This window comes from Vibrio sp. La 4.2.2 (genome assembly GCF_027586995.1).
GTDB lineage: Bacteria > Pseudomonadota > Gammaproteobacteria > Enterobacterales > Vibrionaceae > Vibrio > Vibrio mediterranei.
This window is the reverse complement of the sequence record NZ_JAPPTJ010000006.1, coordinates 265409-289015: the sequence shown is the minus strand read 5'-3', so window position 1 is coordinate 289015 and position 23607 is coordinate 265409. Positions and strand designations below refer to the sequence as shown.

Annotated in this window: 23 protein-coding genes; 9 read left to right on the top strand and 14 right to left on the bottom strand. The window is 44.5% G+C overall.

The window, feature by feature from the left end; genetic code table 11:
* Window positions 1-36 precede the first annotated feature (36 nt).
* Window positions 37-1224 (top strand): tyrosine--tRNA ligase, encoded by a 1188-nt coding sequence (tyrS, locus tag OH456_RS15920; protein WP_062456773.1) that lies wholly within the window; start codon window positions 37-39, stop codon window positions 1222-1224.
* 252 nt (window positions 1225-1476) lie between these two features.
* On the opposite strand, the gene grcA is transcribed toward tyrS, so the two are convergent.
* Window positions 1477-1854, bottom strand: a complete 378-nt coding sequence (gene grcA / locus OH456_RS15915) for an autonomous glycyl radical cofactor GrcA (protein WP_031494358.1) — start codon at window positions 1852-1854, stop codon at window positions 1477-1479.
* A gap of 372 nt (window positions 1855-2226) precedes the next feature.
* Here grcA and nfo point away from each other — a divergent pair, with 372 nt between their 5' ends.
* The 3 genes from nfo to OH456_RS15900 all read left to right on the top strand — a co-directional run bounded on the left by nfo (window position 2227) and on the right by OH456_RS15900 (window position 4752).
* Window positions 2227-3078, top strand: coding sequence for a deoxyribonuclease IV (nfo, locus tag OH456_RS15910; protein ID WP_270033832.1), 852 nt, complete (start codon window positions 2227-2229; stop codon window positions 3076-3078).
* A gap of 347 nt (window positions 3079-3425) precedes the next feature.
* Window positions 3426-4100, top strand: coding sequence for a uracil-DNA glycosylase (ung, locus tag OH456_RS15905; protein WP_096441801.1), 675 nt, complete (start codon window positions 3426-3428; stop codon window positions 4098-4100).
* A gap of 100 nt (window positions 4101-4200) precedes the next feature.
* Window positions 4201-4752, top strand: a complete 552-nt coding sequence (locus OH456_RS15900) for a hemerythrin domain-containing protein (protein WP_006075429.1) — start codon at window positions 4201-4203, stop codon at window positions 4750-4752.
* A gap of 61 nt (window positions 4753-4813) precedes the next feature.
* Here the strand turns inward: OH456_RS15900 and OH456_RS15895 are convergent, their stop codons facing one another.
* The 10 genes from OH456_RS15895 to OH456_RS15850 all read right to left on the bottom strand — a co-directional run bounded on the left by OH456_RS15895 (window position 4814) and on the right by OH456_RS15850 (window position 14332).
* Window positions 4814-6001, bottom strand: coding sequence for a tetratricopeptide repeat protein (locus OH456_RS15895; protein WP_270033831.1), 1188 nt, complete (start codon window positions 5999-6001; stop codon window positions 4814-4816).
* Window positions 5998-6624: an energy transducer TonB gene (locus tag OH456_RS15890; RefSeq protein WP_270033829.1), complete on the bottom strand. Its 627-nt coding sequence runs from the start codon at window positions 6622-6624 to the stop codon at window positions 5998-6000. Before OH456_RS15890 ends, OH456_RS15895 begins: the two co-directional genes overlap by 4 nt.
* Window positions 6624-7028: an ExbD/TolR family protein gene (locus OH456_RS15885; RefSeq protein WP_006075432.1), complete on the bottom strand. Its 405-nt coding sequence runs from the start codon at window positions 7026-7028 to the stop codon at window positions 6624-6626. The genes OH456_RS15890 and OH456_RS15885 overlap by 1 nt, the downstream gene beginning before the upstream one ends.
* A complete protein-coding gene (locus tag OH456_RS15880; RefSeq protein WP_062456778.1) occupies window positions 7025-7603 on the bottom strand; it encodes a MotA/TolQ/ExbB proton channel family protein in 579 nt (192 codons plus the stop codon). Before OH456_RS15880 ends, OH456_RS15885 begins: the two co-directional genes overlap by 4 nt.
* Window positions 7593-8936: a MotA/TolQ/ExbB proton channel family protein gene (locus OH456_RS15875; RefSeq protein WP_443088638.1), complete on the bottom strand. Its 1344-nt coding sequence runs from the start codon at window positions 8934-8936 to the stop codon at window positions 7593-7595. The genes OH456_RS15880 and OH456_RS15875 overlap by 11 nt, the downstream gene beginning before the upstream one ends.
* 14 nt (window positions 8937-8950) lie before the next feature.
* The gene (locus tag OH456_RS15870) at window positions 8951-9733 is read right to left on the bottom strand and encodes a DUF3450 domain-containing protein (RefSeq protein ID WP_088876712.1); all 783 of its coding nucleotides are present in this window, start codon (window positions 9731-9733) and stop codon (window positions 8951-8953) included.
* 319 nt (window positions 9734-10052) lie between these two features.
* Window positions 10053-10793: a siderophore ferric iron reductase gene (locus tag OH456_RS15865; RefSeq protein WP_270033828.1), complete on the bottom strand. Its 741-nt coding sequence runs from the start codon at window positions 10791-10793 to the stop codon at window positions 10053-10055.
* A gap of 6 nt (window positions 10794-10799) precedes the next feature.
* Window positions 10800-12944, bottom strand: a complete 2145-nt coding sequence (locus tag OH456_RS15860) for a TonB-dependent siderophore receptor (RefSeq protein WP_206379133.1) — start codon at window positions 12942-12944, stop codon at window positions 10800-10802.
* A gap of 133 nt (window positions 12945-13077) precedes the next feature.
* Window positions 13078-13965, bottom strand: coding sequence for a helix-turn-helix domain-containing protein (locus tag OH456_RS15855; protein WP_006075439.1), 888 nt, complete (start codon window positions 13963-13965; stop codon window positions 13078-13080).
* 181 nt (window positions 13966-14146) lie between these two features.
* Window positions 14147-14332, bottom strand: coding sequence for a DUF3545 family protein (locus OH456_RS15850; protein WP_006075440.1), 186 nt, complete (start codon window positions 14330-14332; stop codon window positions 14147-14149).
* A 704-nt stretch (window positions 14333-15036) separates the two neighbouring features.
* Here OH456_RS15850 and OH456_RS15845 point away from each other — a divergent pair.
* Window positions 15037-16473, top strand: coding sequence for an alanine/glycine:cation symporter family protein (locus tag OH456_RS15845; RefSeq protein ID WP_038225549.1), 1437 nt, complete (start codon window positions 15037-15039; stop codon window positions 16471-16473).
* Window positions 16474-16580: 107 nt separating this feature from the next.
* Window positions 16581-17354, top strand: coding sequence for a peroxide stress protein YaaA (gene yaaA / locus OH456_RS15840; RefSeq protein ID WP_038225586.1), 774 nt, complete (start codon window positions 16581-16583; stop codon window positions 17352-17354).
* A gap of 99 nt (window positions 17355-17453) precedes the next feature.
* On the opposite strand, the gene srmB is transcribed toward yaaA, so the two are convergent.
* Together srmB and OH456_RS15830 are read right to left on the bottom strand one after the other, a co-directional pair.
* The gene (gene srmB, locus OH456_RS15835; protein ID WP_006075412.1) at window positions 17454-18677 is read right to left on the bottom strand and encodes an ATP-dependent RNA helicase SrmB; all 1224 of its coding nucleotides are present in this window, start codon (window positions 18675-18677) and stop codon (window positions 17454-17456) included.
* 99 nt (window positions 18678-18776) lie between these two features.
* A complete protein-coding gene (locus tag OH456_RS15830; RefSeq protein ID WP_096441789.1) occupies window positions 18777-19499 on the bottom strand; it encodes a tRNA1(Val) (adenine(37)-N6)-methyltransferase in 723 nt (240 codons plus the stop codon).
* 297 nt (window positions 19500-19796) lie between these two features.
* On the opposite strand from OH456_RS15830, the gene brnQ reads away from it, so the two are divergent.
* The gene (gene brnQ / locus OH456_RS15825) at window positions 19797-21107 is read left to right on the top strand and encodes a branched-chain amino acid transport system II carrier protein (RefSeq protein WP_006075410.1); all 1311 of its coding nucleotides are present in this window, start codon (window positions 19797-19799) and stop codon (window positions 21105-21107) included.
* Between the two features lie 75 nt (window positions 21108-21182).
* Here brnQ and fldB read toward each other — a convergent pair whose 3' ends face one another.
* Window positions 21183-21701, bottom strand: a complete 519-nt coding sequence (gene fldB, locus OH456_RS15820) for a flavodoxin FldB (protein WP_171391544.1) — start codon at window positions 21699-21701, stop codon at window positions 21183-21185.
* Between the two features lie 156 nt (window positions 21702-21857).
* Here fldB and xerD point away from each other — a divergent pair, with 156 nt between their 5' ends.
* Window positions 21858-22766, top strand: coding sequence for a site-specific tyrosine recombinase XerD (gene xerD, locus OH456_RS15815; RefSeq protein WP_443088637.1), 909 nt, complete (start codon window positions 21858-21860; stop codon window positions 22764-22766).
* A gap of 30 nt (window positions 22767-22796) precedes the next feature.
* The gene (gene dsbC, locus OH456_RS15810) at window positions 22797-23582 is read left to right on the top strand and encodes a bifunctional protein-disulfide isomerase/oxidoreductase DsbC (protein WP_062456797.1); all 786 of its coding nucleotides are present in this window, start codon (window positions 22797-22799) and stop codon (window positions 23580-23582) included.
* The last annotated feature ends 25 nt before the right edge of the window (window positions 23583-23607 follow it).

The window sequence follows — 23607 nt, the reverse complement described above, 5'->3', positions numbered from 1 at the left end:
ATTATATTTTTGCCAAATCTGTGGGAGTGAACAAGAATGGCGAACCTTGAAGCAGCGTTGGCTGAGATCAAACGTGGTGTTGACGAGCTAATTCCAGAAGAAGAACTGATTGCTAAGTTAAAAGAGGACCGTCCTCTACGCATCAAACTGGGTGCCGATCCTACAGCACCAGATATTCACCTAGGCCACACAGTAATTTTGAATAAGTTACGTGCATTCCAAGACCTAGGTCATGATGTGACTTTCTTAATCGGTGACTTCACTGGTATGGTTGGTGACCCAACGGGCAAAAACACGACGCGTCCACCGCTAACTCGTGAAGACGTTTTGCGTAACGCTGAAACGTACAAAGAGCAAGTGTTTAAGATCCTAGATCCAGCGAAAACGACGATCGCATTTAACTCTGAGTGGCTATCAGAACTGGGTGCTGAGGGCATGATTCGCCTTGCAGCTAACCAAACTGTAGCTCGTATGCTAGAGCGTGATGACTTTAAAAAGCGCTATGGCAACAACCAGCCAATCGCAATTCATGAGTTTATGTATCCACTGCTACAAGGTTACGATTCAGTAGCGATGAAAACGGATGTAGAGCTTGGTGGTACAGACCAGAAGTTCAACCTATTAATGGGCCGTGAGCTTCAAAAATCACATGGTCAGAAACCACAGGTTGTGCTGACTATGCCGCTTCTAGTAGGTTTGGACGGCGAGAAGAAGATGTCCAAGTCTGCACACAACTACATTGGTGTCAGCGAAGCGCCGTCAGAGATGTTTGGTAAGATCATGTCTATCTCTGATGAGCTAATGTGGAGCTACTATGAGCTGCTGTCATTCCGTCCTCTAGGCGAGATTGAACAGTTCAAAGCCGATGTTGAGGGTGGCGCAAACCCTCGAGATATTAAGATTCTACTTGCGAAGGAAATCATCGCACGCTTCCATACTGAAGCGGATGCCGATGCGGCTGAGCAAGAGTTCATCAATCGTTTCCAAAAAGGTGCGATGCCGGATGAAATGCCAGAATTCGAATTCGAAGCAGGCCTTCCAATTGGTAACCTTTTAAAAGAAGCAGCACTGGTTAACTCAACATCGGATGCAATGCGCATGATTCGTCAAGGCGCAGTGAAGATCGATGGCGAGAAAGTGGAAGATACTAAGCTAGTACCAGCTGCGGGCCAAGCGGTTTACCAAGTCGGTAAACGTAAGTTTGCTCGAGTGACACTGAAATAATCGGTGATATTGTAAGCGCATTAGTTAGCTCCCTGCCTGCGCAGGGATGACATCTCTAAGATAGAGGAGATGTCCAATATAGATGACATGCCTAAGGTGGATGGCATGATTGAAATATTAGTGTGTGCTTGATGTGCTTTGAAAACCTCCTTCGGGAGGTTTTTTTGTATGTGTCGGACACCATTTTACATACATAAAAAAACAGACGCTTGCGCGTCTGTTTTTCTGTATTTGCTTACATCACGTCTCTAATTATAGAGACTCAGTAAATGTACGAGCGATAACGTCACGTTGTTGTTCTGGAGTTAGCGAGTTAAAACGTACTGCGTAACCAGAAACACGGATAGTTAGCTGTGGGTAGTTCTCTGGGTTAGCAACAGCGTCTTCTAGAGTTTCACGCTTAAGAACATTTACGTTTAGGTGTTGGCCACCTTCGATGCGAGGTGCAGCTTCGATTGCTACTTCGCGGCTTTCGTATTCGCCTAAGTCGCTAACAGAGATAACTTGGTCAGCTTCAAAACCAGCATTTGCTGCAACGCAACGTGCTTCGTTTTTGTCACCGTCGATCAACCAGATTGAGTTTAGTAGATCGTCATTTGCTGCTTTAGTAATTTGGATACCTTGAATCATCACTATCTCCTAATCCACTTTCAGAGTGGCATTTTTGTGGTGTTAATTTTCAATTCTTGTCGAGCTGGCTTATATATAACCCGTTATGGGCATTCTAGTATTGATTTGGATCAAAATACAACAAAAAACATTAATGAAGTTGTGGTTAATTTTTTGATTGAGGTCAATCAAACCTTTAAAAATGGTGCTTTAAAATGATATTTTAATAATTAAAAATTATTTGAATTTCCATTTTGTAGTAATAAAACAACAAAACCACCGTAAGAAGCTAGCTATCTAGGTAAAATCAATGGCTTCCATAACCAAAACTGAAAGTATAAGATCGCTAAATAACAGTTCAAAAACTGTGAACTCGATCAGGTAGTCAATCATATGAAAAAATTTATTGGTGCACATGTCTCCGCCGCTGGTGGGGTTGATAATGTGCCACAAAGGGCAAATGAAATCGGTGCGAACGCATTTGCTCTTTTTACTAAGAATCAGCGACAGTGGGTGGCAAAACCGTTGACCGACGAGGTTATCCAACGGTTTAAATCGGAATGCCAAAAGTACGGCTTCCGTGCGGAACAAATTCTTCCACATGACTCTTATCTCATTAACTTAGGTGCGCCGGAGTTGGATAAACTTGAAAAGTCTCGAGCTGCTTTTATCGATGAGATGGAGCGGTGCCAACAATTGGGGCTTACACTACTTAACTTTCATCCGGGCAGTCATTTAAAAAAGTTGTCTGAGAGTGATTGTTTAGACCGTATTGCCGAGTCCATTAACTTAGCGCATCAAGAAGTACCGGATGTCATCGCGGTCATTGAAAACACCGCAGGTCAGGGCACTAACCTTGGCTGGTGCTTCGAACACTTAGCTCACATCATTGATAAGGTAGAAGATAAATCGAGGGTCGGCGTATGTCTTGATACCTGTCATACCTTTACAGCTGGCTACGACTTACGAACTAAAGAGGCATGCGAGCACACATTTGCAGAGTTTGACCGAATTGTTGGCATGCACTATTTGCGAGCCATGCACCTTAATGATTCAAAGATCCCGTTGGGAGGTAAGGTTGATAGACATCACTCGCTTGGTAAAGGAGAGATTGGATGGGCGTGCTTTGAGTACATCATGCAAGATCAACGATTTGATTCTATCCCACTGATTTTAGAAACAATAGAGCCCACTATTTGGCCTGATGAGATCCAACAATTGAGACATTTTTCAATAAATTGCTGATTTTTTCGTGTGCTACATGGCATTTTGGCATCTTTCTTTCATACTATGTTACATGCATGTTGCATAAATGTGTGATTCGATAAGGTAGGTGCCATTATGACTCGTCCAGTAACTCCTAGACCAAATGCTACGCGTTCTACTCGCTTTCCGACCCCAAACCGACATATTCATGGTCAAGGTCATTACCGAACACCGCAAATAAAGCATCCTAATCATTGAGCGATGAATAATATAATAAGCACTGCCTCTGGCGAGGAAAAGTGCATGGCGACACGCCAAATTGACAGTAGTGGTGACCCTTCGTTGAGTGATAGACTACCTGAAGTATTTATCTTCAGGGACCCACAATGACAACACTCACATGGCACGACGTTATCGGTAATGAAAAGCAACAAGAGTACTTTCAACAGACCATGGCGTATGTTGAAGCACAGCGTACTCAAGGGAAGGCGATTTTCCCTCCTGCTCAAGATGTATTTAATGCATTTCGATTTACTGAGTTCTCGGATGTGAATGTAGTGATGTTGGGGCAAGATCCCTATCATGGACCCAATCAGGCTCACGGACTTTGTTTTTCCGTTTTACCAGGCGTAAAGACACCACCTTCTTTGGTCAATATGTATAAAGAGCTCGCTCAAGATATTGAGGGTTTTGAGATACCTGCGCACGGTTATCTGAAGAGCTGGGCAGAGCAAGGTGTGTTGATGTTAAACACGGTCTTGACTGTGGAGCAAGGGCAGGCACATTCTCATGCTAAATTAGGTTGGGAGACATTTACTGACCGAGTTATAGAAGCTTTGAATCAGAACGGTGAAGGCATTGTCTTCCTGCTATGGGGTTCGCATGCTCAAAAGAAAGGTAAGATGATAGACCGTAGTAAACATCACGTATTGACTGCACCTCATCCTTCCCCATTGTCTGCACATAGAGGCTTCTTCGGTAGCGGCCACTTTTCTAAAACAAATCAAATACTTCAAAGTATGGGTAAGCGACCTGTTGATTGGCAACCACGACTAGATTAAGCAATCTTAGTCAATTGGTGGTTTTTCGAGCATCCTCAAAACATGATCCTACTTTCTCTTATACACTTACAAAGAGTATGGAAAATTAGGGAGAAGGATCATGATGATCGAAAGGATTAGACGGGAGCATGGTTATATGGTGCGATTGCTCGCGATTTTAAATCGAAAATTGCACTTACTAGAAAAAGAGCAGCCAATTAACTACAGTATCGTCAAAGAGATTGTCGATTACTTAGCCAATCATTCTGAAAAAATACATCACCCCAAAGAAGACATTCTCTATCACTACTTTATCGAAAAATACGGTGCTCAAGAACAAGTAGAGAACCTTGAGACAGACCATCTAGATCTATCAGAGAAGACGCATGCTTTTCTAGATGTTGTCGAGATGATTCTCCAAGACTCAGTGGTGCCTCAAGAAGTATTCATGGGGCGTTTATCGGAGTTCATTCAAGACCAAAAACGCCACCTTGATTTGGAAGAACAATCTGTGCTGCCTTTGATAGAAAAACGGTTTACTACCCAAGATTGGCAAGTAGTAGAAAGCCAATGGACGGTGACCGAAGACGATCCGGTCTTTGGTGATACGATAGCTGACCGTTACAAACAGCTAGCCGCTCGCGTCAGACAAAATGATGTCGAAAGTGTTTAGTTTTGACATTTGAAAATGAAAGAGCAATAAAAAACCCAAGCTGAGCTTGGGTTTTTTCGTATTAGCGAGGTTGACTCATTTGTTCTAAATACTGCAACCAGTCTGCGGTTTGTGTGGTTGGCTTTTCTCTATGCGCTGCTTGAGCAACCTTGGTTGCCTTGGCGTAATCTTTCAGGCCCACATAGGCTCTCACTTGCAGTAACAGTTTCTCTTGTTGATTAATACCAGTGACTTTGTTAAGTGAACTTAGCGCCTGATTGAATGCGCCTTGCTGAAGCTCCAACCTTGCCACCTCTTCATAGTACTTACCATTAAGCCTTGCTGCTGCTAGCCAAGCCGTTTGAGCGTTTGACCACTCACGAGCCATTTGCCAATGCCTTGCCTGCTTGATAATGGTGTCAATATCGCTCTCTTTAACTTGTAAATTGGCAAAGGACTCAGCAGCCTTCTCGGGAATACCTTGCTGAGAATAAAGCTGAGCTTTACTGACCTGAAGATTCTCTGGTAACTCAATACCAGCGCGTTCGGCGGATACTAAGGTTGCCAGTGCCAATTTGTACTGCCTAGTTTGCATATAGAGTGAGCTCAACTGCTGCCACCACATTAGGTTATCCGGCTGTAACGCCAATAACTTTTGTGTCGTTAAAATCGCATTCTTCAAGCGTTTTAATTGCATCTCACCCGTTAATTGCAAACTTAATGGCTGTAATTTAGGGGTATTGTCACGCCTGTGATATTCATTAATTGCCGCCAATAAAGGTTTCCATTGCTGCAATAAGTAATGAGTTCGCGCTTTATTGAGCCATACTCCGGTGATTTGGTCTTTGCTGATGTTGTTTGCTTCAGCGGTTTTGGTCAGCTGATTGAAGTGCACTAACGCCTGTTCAGGTTTATCTTCAGAGAGTAAAAGTTCTGCCAGCATACGTTCCGTTTGCCAACCTTGTTCATCTTCGAATGCCCCCGTATTCACGGCTATTTGTAGCTGTTTAACGGCTTTGTCAGCTTGTTCAGCTTGCCAATAATAGATGCCTAGCATGCGTGCCACATACGCTTTGTCGTAATTGGCACTCGGCTTTAGTCCTTCTAAAAGCTTAATGGCTTCGCTCAGTTTATCCTCTTGCTCCAGCTCATAGGCCTTGGAAACTTGTGTTGCTGTTCGCATACCAAGTTGCGGGGCAGCAGCTACACTAGTGGTCAACAAGAGACTGCTCAGAGCTAGGGTGGAGATAACAAATAGACGCTTTATCATTGATTCAACTTAAACTCTAATTTGACGGTTTGGCCGATGCGCGGAGTCGCTTTGCCATTCACAATCATCGGTTGATATTTCCATTGTTTAAGTGCCACCATCGCCTCACGTTCAAACATTCGTCTTGGTTTGGCTTCTACCACTTGAACATCCGTCGGGCGACCACTTTCATCGATAGTAAAAGACATCACCACATAACCTTCGATATTACGCTGTAATGCACGACGCGGATAGCGAGGCTCCTTACGGTGTAATGGCATGACTTGCTGGTTTTGACCTATATCTGGAACGGTTGGAGCATTGAGCGCCACGCCTGCCACTTGAGTTGAAATGGCGATGTTAGGTAGTTGAGGTGTACTTGGTGTTTGTACACTTGATACTTGTGAGCTTTGTTTTACCACCGCTGCCGAAGGAGGCGTTGAAGGCATTTTGGGTGGCTCAGGGAGCACACGTTGGCGCCTTGCTGTTTCACTATCTGGTTCCACCATAACTAAATCATAACTCAGCCTTGGCTTATCATCGGGCTTAGCTTTAGGCCCAATATCGATCATCCAACTCATAAAAGAGAACAGGGCAAAAGCTAACGCAGCTGCAAGTGGGACACTAGCCAGTAGTCGAACCATTATGGGCTCTCCGTCGCCAACGCAATTTTCGTGACACCTGCTCCTTTAGCGCTGTCCATCACCTCTACCACAGTGCCATTGAAAGCGTGCTTGTCAGCCTGAATTACCATCGAAGCATTAGGTTGTTCTAACAACAGTTTCTCAATTGTTGCTTGCACACGTTCCACGTCCACGCGACGTTTATCAATGTAGATATCGTTAGCGGAAGTAATGGCCACAAAGATCCCTGCATCTTTCTGGCTAACGGCGTGGCTTGCCTGTGGTCGATTAACATCAACACCAGACTCACGAACGAATGAACTGGTGACAATAAAGAAGATCAACATGATAAATACAATATCGAGCATTGACGTCATATCGATATTGGCTTCTTCGGTCTGTTTTCTACGATGACCTAATCTCATTGAGAGTCTCCTGAGTGAGCCGCATTGGAAGACAAGTGACGTTCACTTCTAAGTAACTGTTCAAGTTGAAGTAGGCTTTTGCTACTCCATTTTTGAATACGTGAATAGGCGAGCATGCCTGAGAGTGCGGCGACCATGCCTGCCATAGTCGGAATCGTCGCCATTGAAATACCAGCTGCCATTAAGCGAGGCTGCGCGCTACCTTGAGCGGCCAGGGTATCAAATACTGTGATCATACCGGTGACAGTTCCAAGTAGTCCTAGCATGGGACACAAGCTAAGTAGGCACTTCAGCAAGTTTAAGTTTTGCTTAAGCTTATTCTCTGCTTCACTTAGCATGGCATTGCGCTGTGACTGAGCGTACCAAGAGTAATGATCTTGGCGTGCTACCCATTTCTCAACCCAGCTTTTTTTCTCGGTAGGAAAGACCTTGGCGAAATAGATCACTCGTTCAAAGGCCACTAACCAAAAAATAAACACCACCGCGGCGAGCCACCATAATACTGGCCCACCTTGCGTCATAAACTGGTTCAGATGCTCGCTACCGGGTAGCCAACTGAATAGGTTATGCGGCATACGCTTCCTTATGCTCAACGGTTTGAACTTCGGCTTGCTCTGCAACAAGACCAACACTCTGACGTTCTAGGATATTGCGAATCGTTTCGGCCTTAGAACTCAGTAAGTTGTGAGCAAGAAGTAGTGGCATCGCAGTAATCAGACCGAGTACGGTTGTGACCAATGCCATAGAGATACCACCCGCCATGACACGAGGCTCGGCATTACCAAACTGGGTAATCACTTGGAAGGTTTCGATCATACCGGTAACTGTACCTAACAGACCTAGCATTGGTGCCAGAGCTGCCAATAGCTTAAGCATGCTCAGACCACGTTCAAGGTGCTGCTGCTCATCCATGATGGACTCAAGCAGTCGTAGCTCAAGTGCTTCAACATGAAGCTGTTTCTCGCTGTTGTAGACGCTAAGAACACGACCTAGTGGGTTATCAGTAGGGGTGCTCGGTGATTTTAGTTGTTTGTTGATCTTTTGCTCAGTGGTAATCAGAACAGCTGCTCGATATAGAGCGATGATCATGCCTAGAACAAAGAGCCCTGCAATGATCTTACCGACAATACCACCGTGTTCGAATCGCTCGGCTAAGGTCGGGTTATCCGCCAGCTGCTTGTAGATATCACCACGGCTTGGGTCGATAAGGGCGGCTGTTTGGCCTGTCACAATACCAGCCGCATCTGCTGAGGTGGGAACGTTTTTAGGAAGGCGAGGGAAATCACTGGCCAACTTGCCATCCCAATCAATAGGACCATGGTCCGACAGTAAAGCAAAGTTGCCTAAACGAACCGCATCGAGCTGGGTGATTTCACCGTTACCCGCAACAAAGGGAACTTGGACGTTGGCGTAGGTCGTGCTGGTGGCTATTTGGGCTTGATAAGCACGCCACAGTCCCGTCAGCTCCTGAATGGATGGCAATGTTTTCGCCGCGACGATACCATTGATGTCAGCGATTTGCTTAGCTTGCTCAGTATTGGCGACAGAATGATCGAGTTCCACTTGAAGCTCTTTGGCTGATTGTCTGACTACGCCAAACAGTTCTCCTAAGCTGCCTGTTTCTAAATGCAGCTTCTTTTGTTGCTCTGCTAAGGTACGTTCATTATCAGAAAATGCAGTGCTGAGCGATTCAATGCTTGCGTCCAGTTGAGCTTTACGTTTCTCGAGTTCAGCTTTACGGGCCGCTAGTTGCTGCTCTTGCTTCTTAAACTCAGCTTCACGGTTTGCATTGTGCTGACTCTCTTGTTGCTGAGCAGTTTTGGCTTTTGAAGTTAGACTCTCTGCGGCTAAAGAAGGTTGTGCTAATCCAAGGCTTAGCAGCGCAACCATAAGCGGAAATTTATGCAATGATAACGTACGCATTAGCTAGGATCCTGTGTTTGAGTCGCTGGGGTCAATGATACTGGAAGTTCAACAAGCGATGGAGACGCTTGCTTGTGAGCAATAGCAAAGGCTTTGTCAATCTGTGGGGCTAACGCACTATCAACGGCAACCCAGCGGTTTTGGTTGATATCCCATGACCAATATTGGTTTCTGTCTAGACTGCGAGCGACCAGAGAAAGGCGGCCTAAATAAAGCTGCTCAGCTTCAATGTCGTTGCCAACATGGATAAGGCCTCGGTAACTACCTAGCTTAATGCCGTAGTCCATTTCAATCTGATACGCTTCTAAAATACGACGGTACTTTTCAGCATCACTGACATCAGCTTGAGGCATCAAAGCCTTCAACTCATCAAGTCTCGCTAGACGTGTATCAATTCGAATTGGTTTGTCCTGCTTAATATGTGCTTCAAGCCCTGCAAGCATTTGATACATCAATGGCACAACACCTTGGCGAGTTGCACTGATCTGCTCTAACTGAGTATCAATACTAGCCATCTCTTCTTCTTGATTAGCAACAACGGCTTGCAAGTGCTTTTCGTATACTTCTAAGTTCGCCACTTCTTGCTCAAGCATCGCGATATCAGACTTCAGTTCAAATGCTTTATCGCTACTCTTGTTGATGCGAGTTTGGCTTTGTGCACTTTGCGTGATGGTTTGCGCCTCGACATTTCGAGCACTATTAAGATCGTTGGCGGTCGCGAAGCTGCTTACGGACAGCAGTGGGAGCGAACACAAGGTCAGGCGAAGAGCCGTTTTGTTCATTTCAAGAGCCTTCTGCTTTCTAGTAGAAAGTACCAGTTATTTAGTTGAATTCGGGTTCCAAATGTCTGCTACTGATTTGCGGAGTTAACGCAGTGAATCGAGTCAGAAAGAATGGCATTAAACGAGTCGTGTTACCGTTTTCATGTCTGCATTGGAAGCGCGGTTATTGTATTGCAACTGCGTGGAGAAATACAGCCTAAATGATATTGATATGAGTTATCATTTGTTATCTCTTAATCAATATCTTGTAACGAAATATCATCAGTTTTTGGTAGAGGATAAATACTTCATATAAATCAATATCTTTACTAATGCTATGTTATTTCTTTTGAGGACACCCTTGGCAATAATCACCGTCTGCACGTCGGTAATGCATGCAGCAGGCGCGTCGTTGGACGAAATATTCCCCGTCGATGGAGACATCTAGCCGTCCAAAGCGAGTAAGCGGCAATTCCAGAGCCTGTTGCCAATGCTGAAGTTCATGAGCAAAGGTAGGGTGCAGTTGTTCTTTGGTTAGTAGATTTACGCTAACCATATGATTGAGTCCGCGAAGCAACATTTCCATCACAGTGTCAGCAAGCAGCTTCTCTTGAGTGGCTGGGCTCATTCTGCATACGTCACTGAGTTGTCGCGCTAGATCGGCAATAAGTAATTTTAGCTCTTTGGCGGCAATGGCTAAGCGCTGATGTTGGTCGCCAAGTTGCCAATTGTGTTCAGCAAAATCAAACTGCCCAACAACACCATTATCAAGATTTACCGCTTGTTTCATTGTGCTGATTGGCGGTACGTGTTCGACATAATAAGTAGTGACTAAAGCGATGGTAATTGGCTGCCAAACTAACATGGTCCAAGTACGTGTTTGCCAGTAGACTGCACCAGCTTCGGGATAGTGTTGCTTCCAGTATTGATAAAGCGACTGTACTTCTTGGCGTGATGTTGAATTGGGTTCAATAACGTGTGCTCCCTCTGTCAGTTCAACTAACAGAGGGGAGACTTGTTGTGAGACATGCGTCAACGCCTCAAGGCGTGACGCATGTTGATTAGCGAGTGAGGTTTGCATTAACCATTAAAAACCAAATTTCAACCTAGCAACGATGCGACGTTCGTCATTTGCCCAACAGTTTAATGAGTCATAGCATGTGTATGTTTCGTTATTGAACAAGTTGGTAACCGCAACGGATGCAGATGACCCTTTCATACTGCTTCCTAGTGTGCCTAGGTCATAACCTAAAGATAAGTCGACAACAGTGTATCCCGGAATAGTTCCAGAGTTAGCCGCGTCGAGCTGAGTTTCACCGATGTAGCGCACGCCACCACCAAGAATGGCACCGTCTAGCGCAGTTCCGTAGAAGTTATAGTTAGCCCATAAGTTGGCCATTTGATCTGGTACCCACACCGGTTTTTTACCAATTTGAGTCGGATCGGTATCTTCCGTAATTTCCACATTTTGGTAGGTATAGTTAGCCGCGAGATCTAAACGATCCGTCGCGTACCATTTACTTTCAACTTCGACCCCTTTAGAAACGCTTTCACCGACCTGTATTTGATGCTGCGGTAACGAGCCATTTGGATCTTTGACTAGTGCACCTTTCTTAGTGATATGGAACGCAGCAATATTTAGCATCTTGGTCATGTCGGCAGAGTTGTACTTCACACCCGCTTCCCATTGATGACCTGTGGATGGCTTGAAGGCATTACCGTCTTTATCCGTTCCTGCAACAGGCTCAAAGCTATCTGCGTAGTTGATGTATGGCGATATACCGTTGTCGAACTCGTACAAAGCACCAACACGATATGAGGTGTTATTTTGGTCTAGGGTAGTTGTCGCGCCTGTTGAGTTGGCTGTTGTATCGCTCTTGTAATTGTCAAATCGAACACCAGCGATCATAACAAGGCGGTTAAGACGCATCTGATCTTGTAAGTATAGTCCCAGCTGTTTCGAATCGACTTGGTTGCCGTAATTCGTTGCACTGGCCATCTGCTTTTTGATCTCTTCTTCACTTAGCTGATTATTGTTAGGGTTATAGATATCAATGGTCGATGTGGCAACGTCAAAGTAGTCCACTTTTGAATCTAGCTGCTGATAATCCAAACCAATAAGCAAGTTGTGCATCAAGTTGCCAGTATTAAAATTACCGTTTACCTGTGCATCAGACACCCAACCTTTGGACTTTTCATCGGTTAGATAGGCGTTACGACTCAAGGTTCGACCGTCGGCAGCTAAGCCAGTACCGTAGGTATTGTGCTGTAGAGCCGAGCCATCCATGTAGCGAGTATTTACCAATAAGGTCCAGTCATTACTGAATTCATGATTCAGTTTAACCCCGTAGAGACCAACTTCTTTTTCAAACTTGTTCCAGTTTTGATCGCCGGTGAAGAGATTTTTGCTGAGATCACCGTTTGGATTAGGCAGTACCGTTCCGTAACCTGGCATAGAAGTATAAATGCCCGCTTTAGGGTCATTTTGATAGTAGGCATTAAAGTTAATCAGTGTTTTGTCACTGACGTTCCAATCGACAGAAGGTGCGATTAAGTAACGCTCTTCTTCGGAAGTATCTGCCATACCGTCTCTTTTTAGAGCTTTTCCTAAGAAACGGTAATTAAAGTTGCTATCGCCAATCTGACCGCGAGAATCGATAGTGAACTCTTTGTGAGCGTGAGAACCACCCGCTACGCTAATGTCTGTAGCTCGCTCTTGTGTTGGTCTCTTGGCCACTAAGTTGACCATACCACCAGGAGGCATCGCTCCATAGAGCACGGATGTTGGACCTTTAAATACTTCGATTTGCTCAACAGCGAACGCGTCCACTTGAGGTTGAAGGTTCCATGCATTGTATTGGAGTTGGAGACCGTCGTAATAATTCTGGTAGTTGGTAAAACCGCGTATGTTAAATAGGTCCAGACGACCTACTGCGCCGCCACGCAGCTGAGTATGTACCCCTGGCGTATAACGTAGGGCCTCAGCAACGGAGTTAACGCCGCGCAGATCGAGTGTTTCTCGATCAATGACTGAGATGCTTTGCGGTGTCTCTTCCGGCGTCAATGAAGTTTTAGTGGCAGTATTACGATAAGTCTTACCCAGTACTGTCATTTGCTCGTCGGTTTGAGGTGTTTGACTTGTCTGGTTATCTTCTGCAACTGAAAGTGTAGGCACGGCAATTAGCATGCTTACGGCCACTGCAATTGGGCTAAGTTTTGTTTTTAACATCATAGAAAAAGATTCTTAAAGAGTATGTAAATGTTATTGATAATTACTTTCATTTACAATTCTAAGGATTTTGATTCTGTGATACTTAACAATTTGGTGCAAGTTTTTTCTTGGAAACGATTTGTCGAAAGTACTGCTATAACGATTGAATAGGTAACCAAAACTCCATTTTGGCTTCGTGGCTCTCCAGTTGATAATCTCTTGGATAACACTCTAGCTCAAATCCCTCCAGACCCATGTAACCGGAGCTTGGTAGCCAACTTTGCAGTACCCACTCGAGTGTTTTTGGAAACGTAGCGGCAGGCCCTACGTGGGTAATGACGGCATACATCTGTGCAGGGATGGTAACGTGTTCAAGCTGTGAAATTTGAGAAAATGCTGGGTTATCACTGGCTGCCCAATACACTAGCTGTGAGTTGGGCAATACTCGCACTGTATCGACAATACCGTAATAGAAGTGATTTGGGGCGATCGAATGTTGCAGTGCGATTTGAGTAAAGGTGCCCCAAATATCGAGAACTTGCTGACTAAATTGTGGATTCGCTGCATAGATGGAGTCGATGGGCCCATACACGCCCCAAAACTGAGTTTCTGGTTTACTTTCTATTCTAACGACTTGCGTTGCGGCTTGCGCAAGAGGCAATTCTGGGCTCATTACTAGAGGCAGCCTGATACCATTAAGTTTGCCTACTAGGCGATATTGTCTTGGAGAGATGGCAAAAAGCTGCTTGAAGGCACGGCTAAAGCTCACTTCGGAATTAAAACCAAAATCGAGCGCAATGTCGGTGACCTTTTGGTCACTCTTTAAAAGTTGCTCTGCTGCGCGGCTGAGCTTTTGTTCTCGCACGTACTGGGCAAGGTTGTGATTGGTTTGCTCTTGAAACACACGTTGTAACTGCCAGCGAGACCAGCAGCTTATATCGGCAAGTTCAGTGACCGTAAGCGGTTTATCTAAATTCTGATGAATATAATCAACGATCTTTTCGACGCGATTTAGATGAATAGGTTTTCGCTTTGAGACCATAACCGAAGTCAACGTGGTTAAACATTGCACTATCTTGACATTTTTGTCACCGGAGGTCGAATACAACGCACATTTGAGAAAAAACAAAACCCTCTATAAAGAGGGTTTTGTATGTTATCACTCATGAAGTTTCAGGCTCTTCACAAGCGAAAATTCTTATTGAGATTGAATCAGTGGTGGTTTAGAGATCAACGTCATCAAGTGAGAAGTCGAGTCCGATATCCATATCGTTCAGTTCTTTTTGTAAGCGCTGTCTGTCTTTAATAGCTTCAATTTCTCGCCATTTCCTTTTTACCGGTTTAGAGCGTCCTGCGCGAGCACGTGGAGCACCTAGTTCCGCAATGTCATCCAGTTCAAAGCCTTCCATAAGCTACCTCTACTATTGTTATTCTCCTCACGGAGACCTTTTAGTACCACATTACAAGGCAGACTAACTTTGATTTGTTTCTCATTTGTTTCGCAAGTATGAAGTTTTTATGCCATTTTGAATGCAACCTCACACTTTTTAGTAACGCATTTGTCTAAAAAACAACCGATTGAATCACATTATGAAAAAGAAATTGTTCGATGAGATTGTTAATACCGTGTGCTGAGAAGGGAGTAGATAGCGAATCGTGTGCTACGAGAAAGGTTCTCATTGCATGATAATGTCTAAAAAGTATTCCATTTGGTAAAGCAACGTTCATCCGTTGCTATGTCTAGGCTTACCCCCAAACAAGGGAATGCAAAGGAGATTACTTGCTATGCTTACCTATTGTTAAGAAAACAAGTTGAATTTGATAATGACAAGTAATGAAGTTGCTTTGTAAAGTGTTAACTTTTCGTGATTTTATGGTGAAAAATAACAATAATATACCTCTTGTTGCGTATTGATTTTTACGCGTCATGACTGCAAAATCCGCCCGTCAAAAAATAAGCCGACTTGTGTGTCGTTCCCAATAGGTAAGAAATACAAGCTAAGTTGCAGTGAAAAACAGTGAAATCAACAAAACCACATGGATGGGATAACCACGCAATTTAGGACGCACTTGGATGTGCAGCTCGGTACTCTAACTTTAAGTGAGGTTTAAAGTGACAGACGTTATTAATCTAATGAATGATCTTCTTTGGGGATCGATTCTGGTTTACTTACTCGTAGGTGTGGGGATTTACTTTACAGTGCGCCTAGGGTTTATTCAGTTCCGCCATTTTGGTCACATGTTCAGTGTGCTAAAGAACAGCCGCAAAGCAGACAGCGCTGGTATCTCTTCTTTCCAAGCTCTTTGTACCAGTCTTGCTGCACGTGTTGGTACCGGTAATATGGCTGGGGTTGCCGTTGCACTAACCGCAGGTGGCCCAGGTGCAATCTTCTGGATGTGGCTCATTGCCATGCTAGGTATGGCGACATCATTTGCTGAAAGTACGCTTGCACAGTTATACAAAACCAAAGATGACGACGGCAACTACCGTGGTGGCCCTGCGTACTACATGGAAAAAGGTTTGGGCATGCGCTGGATGGGCGTGTTGTTCTCAATCTTCCTAATTATTGCCTTCGGTTTGGTATTTAATGCCGTACAAGCGAACGCTATTGCGAACGCAATGAACACGGCATTTGGCTTCGACCCTATGATTGTCGGTGTTGCCATAGTACTTATATCTGCGTTCGTTATTTTCGGTGGTGTTCGCAAGATTGCTCGTACTGCTGAACTTATCGTTCCAATTATGGCGCTGGCTTATCTTGCGCTAGCGATTGTTGTAATGGTAATGAACCTTGAGAAAGTGCCAGAAGTTATTGCGTATATCTTCAAGAGTGCCTTCGGTCTACAAGAAGCCGCTGCTGGTGGTCTAGGTTACGCCATTGCACAAGCGATGATTCAAGGTATCAAGCGAGGTCTGTTCTCAAACGAAGCTGGTATGGGTTCTGCGCCTAATGCTGCAGCGTCTGCTACGCCTTATCCGCCACACCCAGCGTCACAAGGTTATGTGCAAATGCTTGGTGTGTTTACCGATACCATCGTAATTTGTAGTGCAACAGTAGCGATTATCCTGATGTCAGGAGAGTACGTGCCTCACGGAGAAGTGACAGGTATTGAACTGACTCAACGTGCATTGAGTTCACAAGTAGGTGAGTGGGGTGGCATTTTTGTTGCTGTAGCGATTTTCTTCTTCGCATTCACATCAATCATTGCTAACTACTCTTACGCAGAAACCAACCTTATCTTCCTAGAGCACAACCACAAAGCGGGTCTTGGCCTGTTCCGTATTATCGTACTAGGTATGGTGATGTTTGGTTCAGTGGCGACGCTGCCAATGGTGTGGGCTTTAGCGGATGTTTCGATGGGCTTGATGGCTATCGTTAACTTGATCGCGATTATCTTACTATCGGGCATCGTGATTAAGCTTGCTAAAGATTACAACAGACAGCTAAAAGCGGGCAAAGTGCCTACATTTGATGCTAACGACTACCCTGAGCTTAAGTCTCAACTTGAGGAAGGTATTTGGTATAGCAAAGAGACAGATAACAAGTAATCACTTTTACCTATCTCAAAAATAGATTAAGCCATGCACTATTTGATTGAAGAAAGTGCATGGCTTTTTTTATACTGGGTAAAACCATTATTAAAAAGAGTATAGTCATGCTTATCGTTGTTTCACCAGCAAAGACCTTAGATTACGAGTCACCACTCGCAACTGAGCGATTCACTCAACCAGAACTTGTCGAGCAGTCTGCGGAGCTTATCGAAGTGTGCCGCAAGCTAACGCCTGCTGATGTATCAGCATTGATGAAAGTCAGCGATAAGATCGCAGGGCTGAATGTGGCTCGATTTGAACAATGGTCTCCGACATTCACTACCGACAATGCTCGTCCAGCCATTCTGGCTTTCAAAGGCGATGTGTACACGGGCTTAGCCGCAGAGACGTTATCTGAAGATGATTTTGACTACGCACAGCAGCACCTGCGTATGTTGTCTGGTCTTTACGGTCTTTTAAAGCCATTAGACTTAATGCAGCCATATCGTCTAGAGATGGGAACCAAGCTAGCTAACGCACGTGGGACCAACCTTTATCAGTTCTGGGGCAATATTATTACAGATAAGCTGAATGAAGCTTTGAATGCTCAAGGTGATAATGTGTTGATCAATCTTGCCTCGAACGAATACTTTAAAGCGGTAAAGCCTAAGCAGTTAGACGGCAAAGTTATTACTCCGGTCTTTAAAGACTGTAAGAACGGTCAATATAAAGTGATCAGTTTCTACGCTAAAAAGGCGCGAGGCATGATGGCTCGTTATATCATTGACAACCGCATTGACTCTATTGAAAAACTCACCGCATTTGATGTGGCGGGTTACTACTTTGTTGAAGAAGAGTCGACGGCAACAGAGTTAGTTTTCAAGCGAGAAGAGCAGTAAGTTTTTTTTCCTGCTTCGCGTGATTACAGGTTACAACAATGAAAAAAGGCTCTAATGTTTCATCATTAGAGCCTTTTAGATTATTGAGAGAAAGTTAACTTACTTCTTCTTGCCATTTTTCTTTTTCACGGCTTTTTTCTTGTCTTCTTTCTTCTTTTTTTTCTTAAACACAGGCTTTTTGTGTGTAGGACGTAAGCCATCAATAAAGCGCTCTTTTATCAGCTCTTTAGTGTAACGACCTACACGATCCATCATTGGCTGGTCGTGAGCTTCCACAATAGAGATTGCTGTACCTTTTTTACCAGCACGTGCAGTACGGCCAATACGGTGCAGATAAACATCAGCACTGCGTGGTAGGTCGTAGTTGATCACGTGTGAAACGTCGGGAAGGTCAATACCACGAGCAGCAACATCAGTTGCCAGTAGGATATTCACGCTACCGTCACGGAAACGGCTGATCGCATTGTTACGGCGATCTTGAGGCATTTCACCTTGAATCCATGAACATGGGATTTGTGCACTGTCTAGTTGCTGACGAAGTTCACCTAAGCGTTCACGGGTCTTTAAAAATACGATAGTGCGCTGAGCTTGTTCAGTGAGTATATGCTTGAGCAATGCCAGTTTGTGCTCAGCATTGTCGGCACGGTGATACCACTGAGTGATTTTTTTACGTTCACGCGTTGATGGCTCTGCAGAAATCTCAGCAGGAGCTTTCAGTAGATCGGCAGTAAAGCCTTCTACACCACGACCTTCCAATGTGGCAGAGAACAGTAACGTTTGCTTGCGCCATCGGCATTCTGCAGACAAGCGGTCTACGGTTGGCCCAAAACCAAGGTCGAGCATACGGTCTGCTTCGTCCAATACCAACCACTCAATCGCGCGGCAATCAAAACGCTCTGATTCGATGTATTCCATCAGACGTCCTGGTGTCGCTACCACGATATCTTGGGTTTGAGCGAGCGTGTCAGCATGAGTGTCGTAAGTCACGCCACCAGTAATGGTCGCAACCTTTAGACGAGTGTGTTTTGCCAGAGCTTTGGTGTGCTCAGCCACTTGCATCGCTAGTTCACGCGTTGGCGTTAAAACTAGAATACGTGCAGGGCCAGCTTTTTTGCGTGGAAAATCCAGCAGATATTGAATCGCTGGAATAGCAAAGGAAGCCGTTTTACCAGTCCCTGTTGGCGCTGAGGCTAAGATGTCTTTGGCATCAAGTGCTTGTGGGATAGCCTGTGCTTGGATCTCTGTAGGGCGGCTATAGCCCATTTCCTCTATCGCTTCTAAAAGGACAGGATCTAAATCTAATTCAGCGAAGGTTCTGATCACTATGGTGTCTCCACAAGACGTAAGTTAGCCCTGAGCAAAAAAACAGCAATCAGGGAAAAAGTAGGGCGGCTATTATACTCAAACAGAGCCAGAGCGCACTTACATTTTAAGGTAAAAGTCTTTGGTTAGGGCAATAAAGTCTTTGGAATAGCCCCCAGTCTCGGAATGAATGATCAAATGCTCTGTATTTAATGAGATTGCCTGTTTACAAAGGGTAAATAGCAGCCGATGACACGACTTTTTTGTTGTCGATTGGATTTGGCAAATTCGGTTTAAATACCAGCCTTTTTGTTGTGCGATATCAATAAACTGTTCGCCCTCTACTTTAGGCAGAACAAAACTGGCTTCGCCCTCATCCGATAACAGATTAAAACAGGCGTCGAGTAATTGATCGTGAGAGAGTGTATCAGTGTGGCGGGCTGTTGCTCGGTGCTGGTTCTTAGATTGCTCACCACTATTAAAATAAGGTGGGTTGCAGATAATGCCACTAAATGACTCAGAAAATGGTGTAGTTAACACATCACTATGAAGAAGAGAGACTCGTGAATGCCAAGGTGAGCGATTGATATTGATTTCCGCATCTTGAATCGCCACTGCATCGATATCGATAGAGGTGATTTGAGCGTTGCTATATCGCTGAGCAATCATTAAGGACAGTAAACCTGTTCCCGTTCCAATATCCAAAATATGTGTTGAATCGCGGTATTGTGCCCACGCTCCTAATAACACTCCGTCGGTGCTCACGGGCATACCGGAATGACCATCGAAGATGGAGAACTGTTTGAACTGAAAGCCTTTGGTTTTTGTTGTGCTAGAAGTCATGGTTTATTTTGTTAATCGTTTGCTTTTGAGTAAATATCACTATTGTTAAATAATTGAGTAGTGATATGTTCTGTCTGTGATCGACTTGTTTTAATTTTTGGCTAGTATAAATAATTGCTTATTTGTTTTAATCTAGAGAATCTAACTGCTTTTTAAAGGTCAAAGCAAATTAATGTAGTGTTTATTTCTATATCTATTGCTTATTGACTAGTGATTCGTCATCATGCCCGCCTTATTTTTACGGTAGAGCAAAGACTCTTCCGGCTAACACACAACATAACAAGTAAGGGCATATCTGTGAAACAGACGTTGAAAACAACAGATATTATAGCAGTCGGCTTTATGCTGTTTGCATTTTTCCTTGGCGCGGGAAACATCATCTTCCCTCCATTGGCAGGTCAATTAGCGGGTGATCATTTATTACCAGCAATGACTGGCTTCCTTCTCACTGCTGTAGGTCTTCCTCTTATTACCATTATTGCCGTTGCAGTGGCTGGGGGCTCATGGGAGCACTTGACTAAGGATCTTCCTAAACGAGCGGCAACATTGATTGCTGTACTCATCTTTATCATTATTGGCCCTGCATTTGCAGCGCCACGTACTGGCTTAGTGGCTTATGAAATGGCCGTTCGTCCATTCTTTGCTGATGCTGCTCAAATGCACTTGACTGTGTTCTCAATCCTGTTCTTTGCTATCGCCATGGCATTTGCTTGGTCTCAAGGCAAGTTGATTGATGTGATTGGTAAAGTGCTAACGCCTGTGCTGTTTGTTGGTTTGATTGTGTTGGCTGGCGCGGTATTCATTGATCCTCAAGGTGAAATGATTGCACCGGTAGGCGATTATCTAACTCAACCTCTGACTAAAGGTTTCCTAGAAGGTTATAACACCATGGATACGTTTGGTTCACTGATGTTCGGTATGTTGATCGTCGATGCGCTTCGCAAGAAAGGCATTACGGAACAAGCGGCAACGACTAAGTATTTAATCAGCTCAGCGCTTATTGCTGCGGCTGGTCTGGCGTTTGTTTATATCTCTCTATTCTACTTAGGCGCGACCAGTGCGACAGTGGCAGCAGGAGCTGACAACGGCGGTGCGATTCTAAGTCAATATGTTCAAGCGCTATTTGGTCCATACGGTCAAATCGTGTTATCAGTAATTGTATTACTGGCTTGTCTAACAACAGCAATTGGCCTGATCTCTGCGTGTTCTGATTACTTCAGCTCACTCACGTCTATCAGCTATCACAAGTGGGTCATCATTATCGGCGTTGCTTGTGCAACCGTGGCGAACATCGGCCTAGCTCAGCTTATTTCACTGTCTGTACCGGTTCTGTTTGCACTTTACCCAGTAGCTATTGCATTGGTTGCCTTGACGTTTGCACGCAAGAAACTAGCAAACCCTAAACTGGCGTATCGTGTGGTGGTACTTGTTGCACTGACCTTCGCACTGATTGATGCTGCAAAAGTATCGGGTATCGATGTATCGTTCTTCAACGTGCTACCACTGTTTAGTGTTGGTATGGGTTGGGTAATGCCAACATTTGCAGCTATTATCTGTATGTGTTTCATTGGTCGAAATGATCAAGAATTCACGCAAGAAACAGCGTAGTTTACTGATTGATTACAAAAATGGCGCTTCTTATGAAGCGCCATTTTTTATGCGTGAGAATGTACAAGGTAGGATTTACAGCAGCGCTTGGTATTCCACTAAGATCTGTTCACACCAAGTTGCAATGCGTTCGTCACTGAGCTCGTATTGAGAGTCTTCATCTAATGCTAAACCAACAAACTGGCTGCCATCTTCCGTTAAGGCTTTTGACGCATCAAATTCGTACCCAACATTAGGCCAGTAGCCAACGAATTTCGCTCCAGTGACCTTTAGTTCATCGTGAAGCATGCCCATTGCATCAAGGTACCATTCGCCATAGCCTTCTTGATCGCCAAGACCGAATAGGGCAACCACTTTTCCTTGCAGTGATACGCCAGAAACTTGATCCCAAATCGCGCCCCAGTCTTCTTGAATTTCACCAAAGTCCCAAGTCGAAATACCAAGAATTAACAGGTCATAGTCGCTCATATTAGAAATAGGCGTATCTTTTACGTTAAAAATGTCGACGATGTCTGGACCTATAATCTCGCGAATTTTCTCCGACGCCATTTCGGTATAGCAGGTTGACGAACCGTAAAACAAACCTATTTTCATCATTCTTTCTTGCTGTCGTTCTATATGATTCGAGATTCTACCCTTAATCTGACCATCTTTGCAGCGCTTATTCATCTTCTATAGGTTTTTTATGGCATTATCGTTTCTTCTCGCATACTCTGTTGAAAGTACTGTATAAACATCCAAGAGGCGGTTGTGAGCGACGTAAATATCCAAGATCAAGGCTTAGTGGAGCAATTTTTAGACTCCATGTGGATGGAGCGAGGGTTGTCTGAGAATACCCTTTCTTCGTATCGCAATGATCTCTTTAAGCTATTGAAATGGATGAATGAGCACAATTACCGACTAGACTTTATTAGCCTGTCGGGATTGCAGGAGTATCAAACGTGGTTAATGGATCAGAATTATCAGCAGAGCTCACGGGCAAGAATGCTCTCTGCTATTCGTCGTTTGTTTCAATACCTTCATCGTGAAAAGCTGCGCTCCGACGACCCAACGGCACTATTGGTGAGCCCTAAGTTACCCAAACGATTACCGAAAGATTTGACGGAAGATCAGGTGACCGCTTTATTGGAAGCGCCAGATCCTAATGACCCCATTGAGCTTCGTGATAAAGCGATGCTGGAGTTGTTGTATGCTACGGGGCTACGTGTGACTGAACTGGTTAGTCTAACCATGGAAAACATCAGTTTGCGTCAAGGCGTGGTACGAGTGATTGGTAAGGGCAATAAAGAGCGCTTGGTGCCAATGGGTGAAAATGCGATTGATTGGATCAGCGAGTTTCTTGAAAAAGGGCGTCCGGCCTTACTCGGAGATAAAACCTCTGACGTCGTATTCCCAAGTAAACGTGCAAGGCAAATGACCCGGCAAACCTTTTGGCACCGTATTAAGTTCTACGCCGTATTGGCAGATATTGATACCGAATTGCTTTCACCGCATGTTCTTCGCCACGCTTTCGCGACGCACTTATTGAACTATGGCGCTGATCTTCGTGTCGTACAGATGTTGTTAGGGCATAGTGACTTATCGACCACACAAATTTATACTCACGTAGCAACAGAACGATTGAAAAATATTCATAGCCAGCATCATCCAAGGGCTTAACTTAACGTTTTTTATACAAAGGTGATTTTAATGAGCGTAATGCGCCGTTTGACTCTACTTACTCTTCCACTTTTTGTAACTGCTTGCGGTGCGGAAGAAACACAAGCAACTCCTCAAAAAGCGGAAACGGTGGCGGTTGCAGCCGTGCAAGCTGATGAGGCTGCTATTAAGGCTCGATTTGCCAAGATTGGTATCGAAGTCGATGAGATTGTTGCTTCAGACATTAATGGTTTGGTAGAAATACGCACTGCTGGAGGCGTTCTGTTTGCTTCGCCAAACGGCGAGCACTTTATTGCTGGGACACTGTACTCTTTGGATGAAAACGGTAACTACAAAGATGTCATTGCTGAGCGTCAGGCTCCAATCAATGCAGAAAAAATCGCGCAGTTTAGCGATAGCATGATTGAGTACAAAGCCAAAGACGAAAAATACGTTGTGACCATCTTTACTGATATTACTTGCGGCTACTGCGTTCGTCTCCACAGTCAAATGCAGGGTTATAACGACCTAGGTATCACAGTACGTTATCTTGCTTATCCACGCCAAGGCGCAACAGGTCCAGTGGCAGAGCAAATGGCGAAAATCTGGTGTTCAGAAGACCCTGCAGCAGCAATGCATGATGCTAAAGTCAACCGTCAAGAGCCTCAGTTTGATGGCGACCTAAAACAGTGCAAAGAAACAATAGCTAAACATTACAACTTAGGGCGTGAGCTAGGCATTAGCGGTACACCTGCTATTTTCCTACCAAACGGTGAAATGGTTGGTGGTTACTTACCACCAGCTGACCTTCTTAAGCGCCTAGAGCAAATCAAATAACTATTAGGATAAGGGCTCGATAATA

Coding starts and splice junctions, on each gene's coding strand:
- OH456_RS15855 (WP_006075439.1), bottom strand. CDS start 13,965: ATGGTCTCAAAGCGAAAACCTATTCATCTAAATCGCGTCGAAAAGATC.
- grcA (WP_031494358.1), bottom strand. CDS start 1,854: ATGATTCAAGGTATCCAAATTACTAAAGCAGCAAATGACGATCTACTA.
- OH456_RS15885 (WP_006075432.1), bottom strand. CDS start 7,028: ATGAGATTAGGTCATCGTAGAAAACAGACCGAAGAAGCCAATATCGAT.
- yaaA (WP_038225586.1), top strand. CDS start 16,581: ATGCTTATCGTTGTTTCACCAGCAAAGACCTTAGATTACGAGTCACCA.
- OH456_RS15850 (WP_006075440.1), bottom strand. CDS start 14,332: ATGGAAGGCTTTGAACTGGATGACATTGCGGAACTAGGTGCTCCACGT.
- fldB (WP_171391544.1), bottom strand. CDS start 21,701: ATGAAAATAGGTTTGTTTTACGGTTCGTCAACCTGCTATACCGAAATG.
- OH456_RS15860 (WP_206379133.1), bottom strand. CDS start 12,944: ATGATGTTAAAAACAAAACTTAGCCCAATTGCAGTGGCCGTAAGCATG.
- OH456_RS15890 (WP_270033829.1), bottom strand. CDS start 6,624: ATGGTTCGACTACTGGCTAGTGTCCCACTTGCAGCTGCGTTAGCTTTT.
- dsbC (WP_062456797.1), top strand. CDS start 22,797: ATGAGCGTAATGCGCCGTTTGACTCTACTTACTCTTCCACTTTTTGTA.
- tyrS (WP_062456773.1), top strand. CDS start 37: ATGGCGAACCTTGAAGCAGCGTTGGCTGAGATCAAACGTGGTGTTGAC.
- OH456_RS15865 (WP_270033828.1), bottom strand. CDS start 10,793: ATGCAAACCTCACTCGCTAATCAACATGCGTCACGCCTTGAGGCGTTG.
- ung (WP_096441801.1), top strand. CDS start 3,426: ATGACAACACTCACATGGCACGACGTTATCGGTAATGAAAAGCAACAA.
- OH456_RS15880 (WP_062456778.1), bottom strand. CDS start 7,603: ATGCCGCATAACCTATTCAGTTGGCTACCCGGTAGCGAGCATCTGAAC.
- OH456_RS15900 (WP_006075429.1), top strand. CDS start 4,201: ATGATGATCGAAAGGATTAGACGGGAGCATGGTTATATGGTGCGATTG.
- OH456_RS15870 (WP_088876712.1), bottom strand. CDS start 9,733: ATGAACAAAACGGCTCTTCGCCTGACCTTGTGTTCGCTCCCACTGCTG.
- OH456_RS15830 (WP_096441789.1), bottom strand. CDS start 19,499: ATGACTTCTAGCACAACAAAAACCAAAGGCTTTCAGTTCAAACAGTTC.
- OH456_RS15895 (WP_270033831.1), bottom strand. CDS start 6,001: ATGATAAAGCGTCTATTTGTTATCTCCACCCTAGCTCTGAGCAGTCTC.
- nfo (WP_270033832.1), top strand. CDS start 2,227: ATGAAAAAATTTATTGGTGCACATGTCTCCGCCGCTGGTGGGGTTGAT.